The organism is Nocardia sp. GP40 (genome assembly GCF_050434125.1).
GTDB classification, from domain to species: Bacteria; Actinomycetota; Actinomycetes; order Mycobacteriales; family Mycobacteriaceae; genus Nocardia; species Nocardia albiluteola.
This window is the reverse complement of record NZ_JBNPVW010000015.1, coordinates 40333-52392: the sequence shown is the minus strand read 5'-3', so window position 1 is coordinate 52392 and position 12060 is coordinate 40333. Positions and strand designations below refer to the sequence as shown.

The 12060-nt window shown below is 69.8% G+C and carries 3 protein-coding genes (1 of these 3 only partly in view); all 3 read right to left on the bottom strand.

From position 1 onward, the window contains the following. Tightly spaced (each overlapping or abutting the next), the 3 genes in view from ABH933_RS35375 to ABH933_RS35365 form a layout consistent with a single transcriptional unit that may run on beyond the window. Nucleotides 1-10067, bottom strand: the start of a protein-coding gene (locus ABH933_RS35375) for a protein phosphatase 2C domain-containing protein (protein ID WP_429424364.1). 20029 nt of this gene lie to the left of the window's left edge; the window shows 10067 of its 30096 coding nt (coding positions 1-10067); the start codon lies at nt 10065-10067; its stop codon lies beyond the left edge, outside the window. Next, a complete protein-coding gene (locus ABH933_RS35370; RefSeq protein ID WP_429424366.1) occupies nt 10064-11644 on the bottom strand; it encodes a WXG100 family type VII secretion target in 1581 nt (526 codons plus the stop codon). The genes ABH933_RS35375 and ABH933_RS35370 overlap by 4 nt, the downstream gene beginning before the upstream one ends. After that, nucleotides 11641-12060, bottom strand: coding sequence for a YbaB/EbfC family nucleoid-associated protein (locus tag ABH933_RS35365; RefSeq protein ID WP_429424368.1), 420 nt, complete (start codon nt 12058-12060; stop codon nt 11641-11643). The genes ABH933_RS35370 and ABH933_RS35365 overlap by 4 nt, the downstream gene beginning before the upstream one ends.

Here is a 12060-nt window from a genome sequence, read left to right as displayed (position 1 = left end):
GGAATCAGCTTCCAGGTGTAGACGTAGTCCCCGCCGTAGTTGTACAGCAGATGCGGATCCTCGTCGGGAGCCATCACCAGAATCGACCAGTTCGACGGGAGTTCCTGCAGGAGCCCGAATAACTCGTCGTTCCCGGGGTGCTGCCGGTGGAACGCCTCGGTTCCGGCCAGGATGCTTTCCCTGGTGTGTGGCCCCCGGCCGAGACGCCGCAGGCCGGGCGCGGCACCGTCGTAGAGGCAACCGATCAGCATGGCCACGCCCGCCCATGATGCGTCCGGCTGGCCGATCCGACCGGTGTCGATACTCGGATCGGAGTAGCGCAACAGCAGGTTCCACAGGCGCGCGCGATACCTGGCGAGAGCCCTCGCCACATCGCGGTAGGCCTCGGAGTGTTCCTCCGCGCGCTCGAAATCGCGTCGTGCGAGGGCGGATTCGACATCTGCCTCGCATTGCGCGAGGTGCATCATGTAGGAGTTGACATACGCGGCGTGCCAGCGGATTTGCCGGATCGCCTCGCTCGATGCCACGTGATCGGCGGCGGCCTCGATCAGCGCCGGGTCGTCCACAATGCCCCGGAGCCGGTCCAGTGGGGTTCCCTGCCGGTGGTCCGCGGTCGCGGAGGCCAGTCGTGTTTCCAACCGGCGCAACCGATCCTCGACCGCGAGCTGTGCGGCGAACAGGCTCGAGTCCTGTGGTGGTGCGCTCTCGGAGTGGGACCCGGGTGGTGGCGCGGGCCATGCACCCGACATCGCCGTGAGGACCGTGGCCTTGGCGCCGCCCCAGCCGAATGTATTCCGCTGTGGGGCAGCGAATTCCGTTGCGATGTACACATATGCCGCCACCAGTGCGGGCACCGGGATGCCCGCCAGTTCGGGATGCGCGGCCACGCGCCGCACGATCTCGCCCAGCGCCTGCTCGTACGGGATCCCATAGATGTCCAGCGTCGTCGGGAGCTGCCGGTAGGCGCGCGCGACGGCAACCGGGTCCAGGAGGCCGAGCACCCCGGGAAGTTGCTCGCTCAGCCCGTCGACTACCTCGCCGACCCCGTCCAGGGCGGAGATGTCGTCATGGGTCCACCAGCGGGCCTCGGCGGTCTCGTAGCCGTCCGGATCGGTGACGAAGGGCGCGGGGACGTCGGCCACGAGGACTGTCTCGGGTCCGTCCGGCCCGTCGAGGATCCCGAGCCCCGCGAGCGTCACCGTCCCGAGCTCCGCGCTGGACAGGCCCAGCTCCGCGGCGGCCTCGCGGGCCACCGCCTGGGCCGGTGACTCGCCGGGAAGGACGGTGGCGCTGGGGAATTGCCACTTACCCGCCGCGGCCTTGACCCACAGGTAGCGCTCGGGGCCGTCGGGGGTGACGTAGCGGAACATGTAGCGGACGGTGCGGGCCTGCCCGGGCGAATCGGCGTCCGGTAGGTCTGCCGATGCGGTCCGGAACGGATGGGAGCGCCCGTGCGCGGTGACGAGCGAGGCGAGTCCGGACGGCACGAACGGACGGCCCGCTCGATCGAAGAAGATCCCCCGGGCGTTCGGCGAGTGGGTGAACCGGCCGTCCTGAATCCGTTTCGCCGCAGCCGGATCCAGTCCCTGCCGGACGATCGCGTCGTCGACGTTGATCAGTAGATACGGGTCGTCGCCGGTATCCAGCATCAGCACCGACGCGCCCGGCCCCGCCAGCACCAGCAGCCCCGTCAGATGGTCGTATCCGGGCAGTGCCCGCGCGGCCGCCGCGCCGGAAAGCAGATCGTCCCGGGTGATTTCGAGATCGGGGTACAGGTCTCGCACCATGCGATGCGCGGCGGCGAGCAGATCGAACGGGCCCGGTGCAGCCGCGTTCGGCTCCGGAACGAACAGCGGATCGCTCGTGGCCACGGCCAGCTGTGCGGTCAGGGCGGCGACGGCCGCGCCGGCATCGCGCGTGACCGCCTGCCGTCGGGCGAGGCGTCCCAGTTCGGCGGCCGTCGAGTCGAGTTCGGCGATCGCGGCCGCGGCGCGCTCCAGGCGCTCCGATCCGGCGTGGCCGGTCTCGCGCTGTGCCTCCCGGCGCAGTTGCTCCACCCGCTCTTCGGCGGCCTGCCGCGCCCGCGCCGATGTTCGCCCGCGAGAAAGGATGGGCAGGAGCCCACGGCGGAATTCGGTCAGCGCCCGTGCGGTTCGGGCGGGGTCCGAACCCGGATCTATCAGTTCGATGCGTGCGGTGGTCACGTCGCCGGGCCGATCGAGGATCACTCGCGCCCTGCCGGGGGAGCGGTTCTGCGACTCGTCGACCGAATTGATGTCGATGGCGACCGTGGCCTGCGTTCCGGATGTGATGACGCTCCTGACGCCCACCCAGAACCCGTCGCCGAATCCGATGAACTCCTCCGGGAGCAGTACCTCACCCGGGCGCGCGCTCCCGTCGGTCCGCCACACGCGGCCCTGTGCCCAGGTGTCGGAGAACGGGACGCCGTCGAGGCTCAGTCCGTGCCCCAGCATCGCCAGGCGCAGCCGGGCCCCGTGCCTCACCATCAGCGGCCGGAGTTCAGGGTCGTCGAATTGCGCGTCGGCCAGCTGGACGGATCTCAGAACACCGTCGGTGATTCGGCATATCACCGGGATCGCCTGCGAGTCGAAGTCGAGGTACCGCGCGATCTCGCCCGAGGGGAAGCGGCGGAATTCGCCCGTCGCCAGGTCGAACAGCCGGAACTCCCCACCCTCGTCGCCGGTCGTGTACGGGGCGCCGTTCGCGCCGAGGATCGTGCCGTCGGGCGATATGCGCAGCGCCCCCTCGCTTGATGAGGGCCTCTCGTCCGTACGCGAGTCGCTCGGATCCGATCGCAGCGCGAGGGCCGAGGCGACCGCTGCCGCCCCGGCGGAACGAACCAGCCACGGTTGCATGACCTTTCGCTCGAACTCGTCCAGCGCGGCCGCGAAGCGCAGCGGTGCGGACCCCGGCTCGATCAGTTCGTAGCGCCGTGCGGGCACGCCGTCGTCGGTGCCCAGGACCAGGGTGACCCACCCTGGCTCGTCGCGTACCGGGTTGAGCCGCAAACGAACCCGCAGAATTCCTCCGTCCCGCACCACGGATTCGACATCCACCCAGGAGTGATCGCCGTATCCGGCGAGCATATCCGCCAGTTCGGCCGTACCTCCGGCCTCGAGCACCTGACCGAGGGTGGGCCCCTGCGCCGGCCGCGTCCACAGCGATCCCTGCCTGTCGTCGACGAATTCGACGTGCGTCAGATCTATCCCCAGGCGGGTCAGCTCGTATCGAAGGTTCGCGGCGGACCGCAGATGCGACCGGGACCCGTCGGCCTCGGAGACCGGGCTGGTGTCCTCCGGGCGCAGTTCGATCCGCCGGACGACGCCGTTCTCGATGACGCCCTGCCAGAACATGGCCGGAATAACATTCGGAGGCAAGGCATTCGGATCCGCTGCACGGAAATCACCCGGAACAACGCCGTGGGCGAGGGCGGTACCGCCGGGGCCGCTGCTGTACAGCCTGCCGTTTCGGCGAACCCGCCCTTGGGCATCGACGGTGAGTGAAAATGACTTCCCGTGTCCGGTTTCCGGCGGCCGCACAACGCTCTCGGTCTGAGGCACGCCCTCGTACCGCGGGCGGCGCGGTCCCATCCAGGCCGGACTGGGGTGGGGATATGTTCCCGCCTCGGCGCGGGGTGGATCGGCACCGTCGGGTGGGCGTTCGTCCCGTTGTCCCGCAGGATGTTCGGGGCCATCGTCCGGCGGCGTCGCCATGCCGATGGGGAGGTCGTCCGCGGGCGGGGACAGGTCCGGGTCGCCGAGGCTGTCCAGGTGTTCGCCGTCGCGCCAGCCGATCGTCCATGCGGCGGTCGTGGTTTCGGGTGTGCCGCCGGTGAGGGCTGTGAGGGCGGTGGATGTGCCGTCGGGGGCGTGCAACAGGCCGGTACGGGGGTCGTAACTGAACGGGCGGCCGTTGTGGATGAATCTGTGTGTGCCGTGCGGGGTTCGGCCCTTGTGGGTGAGTGTCGTGGCGTGGGCGCCGATGCGGCGGACGACGCGGATATATCCCGCGGGGACCGGGCTGGCGGGGTCGGTGACGAGGGTGCCGGAGGCGGTGGAGTCGTCGGGAACGTCCAGGTTGGTGTCGCCGCCGGGGTCGCCGGGTTGGCGGGGGCGGTCGATGAGGACTGTGCGGTCGGTGATGAGCAGGGCGGTCGAGTTCGCGCCCGAGTCGATGAGGGCCTGCAGCAGATACGCGTCGCGGGCCTCGGCGGTCGCGCCGGGAATGCCCTGGATATCCCTGCCGTGCAGGAGGTTTGGGAGTCGACCGGCGGGCGTTCCGGCGGGGTTCGCGGAGTCGTATTCCGGCACGGCCATGACGGGGGCGCGTTGGTCGGCGTTGGCCTGGCGTGCCGCGTCGATCAGGCAGGTGTTGACGGCTGGTCGCAGCGCGGCGTTGTGGGGGGCCGTGCCGGATGTCCTGCGGCGCACCGGAGTACGGGTGGGCCCGGGGGAAACGGTGCCGGGCCGTGCCGGGGCCGTACCGCCCGGATGCGTTCGATTCCGCGAGCGGGCGCCGGTATTTTGCCGTGGCAGAGTTGTCGTCGCGCCGCCGGAGGGTCCGGGTGCGGCCGGCGCGGGTGCGGCACCGTCGCGTCCGTTCCCCCGGCCGTCGGGCTGTGGGGTCTGGGGGGCGCGTGGTCCCCTGCGGCCGGGTGCGTTCGTCCCGGTGCCGGCGCTGTCGTCGTCCCCGCGCCGCCGTCGCGTCCTGTTGAATTCGGCCTGAACATCCGCGGCGAGTTCCTTCCACAGCGCGGCGATCTCGTCCGCTCGCTTCTGCTCGGCGGAACGGTACGGTGCTGATACTCGCGGCCGCGCTGCGGAATTCGGGGTGGCCGATGTGGGGGTGCCGTCGCCGGTGACCACCGGGGGCCGGCCTCGCCCGCGCACCGGTTGCGACGATGCGGTGGCGGGTGGGCCGCCGAAGGCATTCTCGTTGGAGAACTCCAGGACGATCGGATCCTGGTCGTCGTCCGCGTACAGGTGCGCCGTCAGGGTGCGTCCGCCCGCGGCGTCGCGGCGCAGCTCCAGTTCCACGCGCGTCTTCTCGGTGCTCATCGCGTTGAGGAACGCTCCCGCCAGCAGTGCGGCCGCGCCGGCGGCCCATCGCTGCTGCTCGGTCAGCTCGTCGACCAGGGCCCTGAGGGCTCTGGCCCGATCGTTGAGCCGGAGCATGGCTGCCAGCGGATCCTGTGTGTCGCCGACAGCGTCTACGGTGGTCGAGATATGGACGTGGAGTTGGGGGTTCGCGTCGTCGGTGACCCGGACGTCGAGGGCCGCCGTCTCGCCGGTCGCCTCGCCCAGGTTTACCCGCAGGGTGTGGACGCCGTTATCGGAGGTGCTGTGCACGGACGACCCGGCTTTATGCCCGGCGGACGCCCCGGCGTCATGCTCGGCGGACGAAACAGCCTGTGGCGCAGGCAAAGTTCCCTGAACCAGCGACTCTCCGGCCGGTGCGCCCGCCGGAGCACTGGTCGGGTTCGCCGGATCGCCCGCAGGGTTACCCTGTGCGGCAGCGGGTCCCGGTGCCGCCGGGTGGCCCTGCGAAACATCCTGAGCCGCAACGACGCCGGCATCGCTACCGCCGTGGAGGAACTGGGCGAGCCGGGCGGCGGTGTTCACGGTCGCGGCGCGTGCGCCCGGGTTCCAATGCCGGGTTGCGTCCGAGGTCGCCGCCGACATGGCCGAATGCCACCGCGTAGGGGTGGAGGTGTCCGAGGGGGCCCACGGGCCGAGTAATGGACCTGCCCCGCCGAGATGGCCTGCCGACGGCTGTTCCGGTTGCCCGGCAGTCGTGTTCATCGCGTGGGACGGCGGGATGTGCATCGTGAGGGCCTGCAGTGCCTGGCCGAGTTGGCGGATGTGGTTCTCGGCCGTGATGAGGTTGTCGTGCGTCTCGGGGGTCGGTTCGGCCTCGTGTGCGACGTACGCCTCGTGGTATTCGTCGGTGTATCGGATGACGACGCGGCGGACCGCGGGGTTGCCGCCGGCGTACAGCGCGTCGCCGGGGGTTTGGTAGAACTGGTAGGTGCCGGGATCGCCGTTGCGGCCGGTGCGGGTGTACAGCTGCTTATCGATATCCGGCGAGATATGCGAGCGTGCGGTACCGATGACGTGCAGGCCGCCCAGCATGCGGACCACCTTGGTGATCTTGATGTCGACGCCGCGGCCGCCCTGACGGTTGATGATGACGATCATCTTGCGGCGACCGGCGCGCTCGAAGACGGCCTCGAGGTCCTTCTCGGCATTAGCTCCGTGGTCGAGGAACCACTGCGAGTCGATGGCGACGTGTTCGGTGTCGGTGAGTGCGGAGAGCTCGTGCACCGACGCGTCGTTGTCCGTGGCGATCAGGACCGCGCGCCCGGCCGAGTTCACCTGCTTGGCGTCGGCGGCGATCTGCTGGAATTTGGCGAGTTCGGTCGGCGCGATGACGTCGGTCCCGGACCGGATTCGGGACGGCAGCCGCCGATCGATGACCGCGGCCTTGCCGACATTCGCATACCGCTCGGTGATGTAGGCCGAGGATCCCTCCGCGGTGCCGGAGCCGCCGGTGACGAGTTCGGCATGTTCGGGTCCAAAGAGTGTTTCGGCGTTGACGCTGCGCGAATGCGCGGTGTCCCCACGGATCTGCAGGTCGTATTCGGCCTCGATGGCCTGCGCCTCGCCGTTGTTCCAGCGGCTCGTCGAGCCGGTCTGGAAGTCGGTGCCGACTTTGTCGCTGGTTTGGTCGATGATGTGGATTTGGCCGTCGTGAATGCGGAATGCCCGGCTTCGGGGCGTCGCGCGGGCCTGCGCGGCCATGGTGATGCGGTGGAGTTCTTCCTCGGTGGGGGCGCGTCCCTCGGTGTCCTGGTAGATCCGGGTGATCTTCTCCCGCGCGGCGTCGGTCAGCTCGGCGCGGCCACCCCGCTGCAGTGCATCGACAGAGAAATCACTCGCGGTGAGATGTTCTGTGTCGCTGGGGATTTCCGCCACCGCCTGCTTCGCCGCGGCCTCGACGGCGTCGCGGTGCGCGAGGGCTTGCGCGGCCCGCGTGGACAGTGCCGCGGATTCGGCGTCGCGGGTGGCGCGCAGGTCGGCGAAGTCGGCGCGGGCCTGCCGATAGAACGCGGCGCGGTCCTCGGCGGTGGTGTTCGGGTCGGCGTTCAGGCGCTCCAGCTCGGCCCGGGTCCGCTCGCGTAGCGCGGCGCCATCGGCCCTGGCCTTCGCGTAGAGGGCGTCGCGTTCGGCGGAGATGCCGCGCAACGTCTCTTCCGTCTGTGCGCGGGTCTCCTTGACTGCCTCGTAGGCTTGCCGATCGACCGGATGGAGGTTCTCGCGCAGGAAGTTCCGTGCCGCGATGACGGCATCGCGGGTGGGGCCGCCGGCGAGCGTCTCGGGGCCGTCGGAGACCACCCACAGCGTCTGGGCCCAGCGCAGGACCTCGTCGACCTCGTCGATGACGACGTACCTGGTCGGGAGGCTCTGATGGCGGTTGAGGTAGTGCGCCCACTCGTCGACATGGCCGATGTACAACATCGGCCGTCCCGCCTTCGGGTCGGGCAGGGTGGCGTGCGAATCGACCCGGGCGAAGTCGAATCCCAGTCCGGTGAACGCCTTCTCGACCAGGGCGAGCTGGCTTCCCACGAGCGAATCGCGGACGGTGAGGAACACCGCCGAGCCGCGTTTGACGGCGAGCCACGCCTGGGTGAGGGCGAAGGTGTTCGATTTTCCCTCGGCGGGGTCCATCTGGATGGGGCCGTGGACGCTGTGCAGGAACCCCTCGACCTGGGAGGCGTAGGGCTGCATACCGGTGGCACGCCGGTAGTGCTCGATCAATGCGACCGCCGCGTCCCGCTCGTCGCCGTGGAAGATGGTGTGGCGCAGGACCTCGTCCGAGACGGGCAACGCACCGTCGCCATAGCGTTGCTGTTGCAGCGCAAGCAGATCGCGGGCGGCCTGTTTGAGTTCGGCTCCGGACAGTTCGGTGGTGAACGGGTCAGGACCGTCGTCGCCCGGTCGGGTGAACCGGGGGTCGCCCCACCCCTGGCTGTCGGAGGGCAGTGCGTCCGCGCCGGGCCCGGCGGTCTCGCCGGGTGGTCTGGTGCCGGGGTGTTCGCCGGAAGTGGGCTGTTCGCCACCGGGTTGTCCGGGAGAACGGTTCGTGCCGGGCGGTGTGGTCACTCGCGCGGGTGCGTTTGTGTTGTCGCCCTGAGGTTTCGGAGGTTCCGGTATGGTCGCGCCGGCGTTGGCGGGTTTGCGGGCGCCGGGCTCGATGGGCGGACTGTCTGCCGCCGGATGCCCGCCCGAGCGGGTCGCCTGGGCGGAATTGTGCGGTGATGCGGCCTGAGGCTCTGCCGTCGACGGGTTTTCGGCGTCGACGGTGTGCGAATCGTCTACTGCCGGATGGCTGCCCGGCCTGGTGGCCTCGGTTGCGGTGTGGGCTGTCGCAGGGATGGGCGAGACCGGGTTTCGGGGAGCGGAGGGGGTGGTGGTGTGCGGATCGTCGACTGCAGGATGGCCACCCGGGCAGGTGGTTTCGGTTGCGGCGGTGGCGCGGCCGTGTTCCTCGGTGACCGGGGCGGTGACCCGGGGCGGTTGGGTGGATGTGCCGCTTTCGCGGAATTCGGCGTGAATTTGCCCGTCGGGGGCGATAGTGGATACCGTTGCGCGGGCCAGGAGTTCGGTGATCTCCGGGGTAACACCCGGAGTGCTCGCGGGGTGTTCGTTCTCAATCGATACTCGCAGGGTGGGTTCGCCGTCGCCGACCGCCATGCGTAGCGTCAGCCGCACTGCCGGCTCGGTGTTCCGGCTGGCTCCCCCTGTGCCGGTGTCGGTTTCCGCGGCTCCGGTGTTCTGTCCGGGGGTAGCGGGATCAGGATTGGCACGATCCGGGGCGATGCTGCCCGCGTGGCGGATCAACTCGGATACGGCGGTGAGTTGGTCGCGGTTGGTCCAGCCGTTGCCGCGAAGCATCGAATCCACTGCTGCGGCAGTCGATTCCGCGAACGCCGTATCCCCGGGTTCGAAATGCACGACCACGCTGGGGTTGGCAGGCATCGCGGCGATGGCCTCGAGCACGGCCTCCCGCGACCTCGGTGCCATGACGTCCGTCAGGTCCGCGGCGGCCCCGGGGACGGTGACCTCGGGCACGGTGGCGGGATCGGCCGCGGCAGGCTCGCGACGGAACGGGTGCGAGGTGAGCAGGCCCGTGGTGACGCCCGTGCCGGCCGCCGAGAGCAGTTCCGCCAGAGAGAATTTGCCGCCGGTCAACGGCAGGTCCGCGACGTACCCGGCAGCCGATCCGGCCACGCCGCCCAGCGCGCCCACGACCAGCTTGCCCATCACGCCCTTCGCGCGGGACGCCCCGGCCACGCCGACAAGCGATCCGGCGACGCCACCCGCCCCGCCCGCGACCGTCGCCTCGCCGACCGTCTTCCAGTCGATCGAGCTCTGATCGTGCTCGGCCACCAGCACGGCCTCGCCGAGCAGACTGCCGCCGCCGCCCTGGACCACGCCGATCACGGTGCCCTTCCCGATGATCTTGGGGATGGCCAACCGGATCGCGGAACGCTCGGTCTCGCTCTCGATACCCTGTTCGACGACGTCGGTGACGAGTTTCGCCGCCGTCTCCTCGATGACGGCCAGGGCGGCCTCCTCCTCGGCGATGGACTCGGCCACCCCGGCCGGCCCGGTCAGCGCCGAGTAGGCCTCGATGGCCACCATGGTCGCGAGCGTGCTGAAGACGGCGACCTTGGTATACAGGGCGTTGTTCCGCATCGAGCGCACCTGGTCGGCGAGGCTGGTCGCGTACTGTTGTTGCGCGCGTGCATCTTTCGCGGATTGGGTGATGTTCTCGACCACTCCGGCCACGGCCGCCCCGACGGCGGCGAGGGCCACCGCGGGCACGAGCGCCTCCAGCGCCACGGCAAGTTCCCCCAGCTCGAGTGCGGAGGCGTCCAAACCGTCGGCAAGCAGCCCGAGCTTGTCCTCGTCCGCCTTGGGGAAATGCCCGGCGACAAAACCCAACAGCCGCGGCGGCACCCAGGACGGGAGCGTCAGGCTCATAGCTCGGAGGGTGTGGTGGCCTCGGGCGCCATCGCCACCAGCATCCGATGCAGGCAAGCCGCCTGCTCCCCGGCCTGCTCGCCGTGCAGTTCGGTCTCCAGGAACGCCTCGGCCACCGCGCTCCCGGCATCGAATTGCCCACCTAGGAAGCAACATCCGCATAGCTGCCCGCGCCAATCCCGGTATCCGGCCGTGATGCGCCCCAGCGAATATCGCTGATATTCGGGCGCGACGACCCGCAGATACTGGGTGATGAGCGTCTTCTGAGCGGCGCTGCGGGCGCGTAGGCCGGTTGCCACATCGAGCACCCGTCCGAATTCCCGTACGATGGTCGAATACACTGGTCGCTGTTCGGATCCGCGCACCAGATGGCCGGATTCGGTGGCGGCGAAGATATTTCGGGCGTAGCCCTCCGGATCGAGCGCGGCCGCCAGCGCCAGCAGAATGAAGGCCCCCTCGTCCACTTCTGTTTGAGCCGCCGCCCCACCGAGATCGGCGATGCCCACGCCGCGCAGCCCGCTCGCGGGATACTTGGCCAGCATGTCGTCGACCGCCGCGGCGAATTCGCGGACCGTCTCCTCATCGACACCGGGCAGCGTGAATCCCTGGACCGCGATGCCGTGACGCTCGGCGAGCTCACGGGCGATGCGGGCATTCGGCGATTCGTCCGAGCGCGCGGAGGCGCTGGACCTGCGCTTCTTCTCCGCCCCGGGGCTGCCCGGCGGCCGGCGCGGGGGCGATTCGTCATCCTCGGGTGGTGACACCCGCGGCGGTCTGGCGCTGGACCCACCGGGCCTCCCGGACCCACCGTCCGACCAGGGCGTTCCGGCGGAATTCTTCGATCCGTCGGATTTCGACCAGGGAGACGCGCCCGCGGCATCGCTACCGGGCGGCGCCGCGCGATTGGCCTCGGAAGGTGTTGCGGGGGTTCTCGTCCCCGGGGTGTTCGGCGGCCGGTCTGTCCCTCCTCGATTGGATGACGCCTGCTGTGGGGCCGAGGACGGCTGTTGTGAGGATGGCTGTTGTGACGATGGTTGCGGTCGCGAGACGGGCTGCTGCGGTGGTGTCGCCGACCGCACGGGCCTGGCCGGCTGCTGGACCGATGCGGGCCGTCCGGAGACGAGCGATCCGGGCGAATTCTGCTGTGCAGCAACCCTGTTCGCGATAGGTCCGATCGACGGCGCGGCGACTGCGGCGGGTGGTCCGGCGGTCGTGCCGGGCGTGGTGGTCATCGGTGCGGCGAACTCCGGGACCGCACGGGCCATTTCGGTGGTGCTGACCGCATCCTGCTGTTCGTAGGTGTCGACCAAATTCACCGTGCCCTCGCCCAATTGATTCAGATTCGAGGCGAGGGTCCGCAGCCCCTCCACGTCCTGATGGGCGCTCGGCTCAAAGGTTTTCGCAAACTGCTCGCCGGCCTGGTCGGTGCCCCAGCAATTGCCCTGCTGCGCCATCACCTCGGTGAGCCGGTCGAGAATCTGCTTGGCCTGCGACCCCAGCCCCTCCAGATGCGTACCCACCGATCGCAGGGCCTCGGGATCGACCGACAGTGAGTTGCCCGATGACCCGGAAGTCATTGCGTCGTGGGGGGATCGAGTGGGGCTGCCCGGAGCCTCGGCGTCCCCGGAATCAGTTCGGACCGGTCGGCCACCGCGTTCGTGGCCGAACTCAGCGGCTCGAGGATGTCGCTGCACCGCACCCTGGCCTGCTGCGCCGCCGCCTGTGCCACCGCCGTGAGGGTCGCGGAGAGCGATGCCGCGGTGGTGCGCATCGCCCCGGGCTGCAGGGCGATCTCGACGACCGCGCCGGACGAGTCCACCGTGACCCGGACCGCGCGATCGGATGATTCGGCGTGGGTGCGAAGCTCGGCCAGCTGCTGACGGGCGATGGTCAGCGCGCTGTGGTGGTCGTCGAACGCGTCCAGGACGTCGTTGAACCGTGACCGCAGTTGTTCGCTGCTCGATCCGGATTCATCCCATTCCTGGCGAATCAT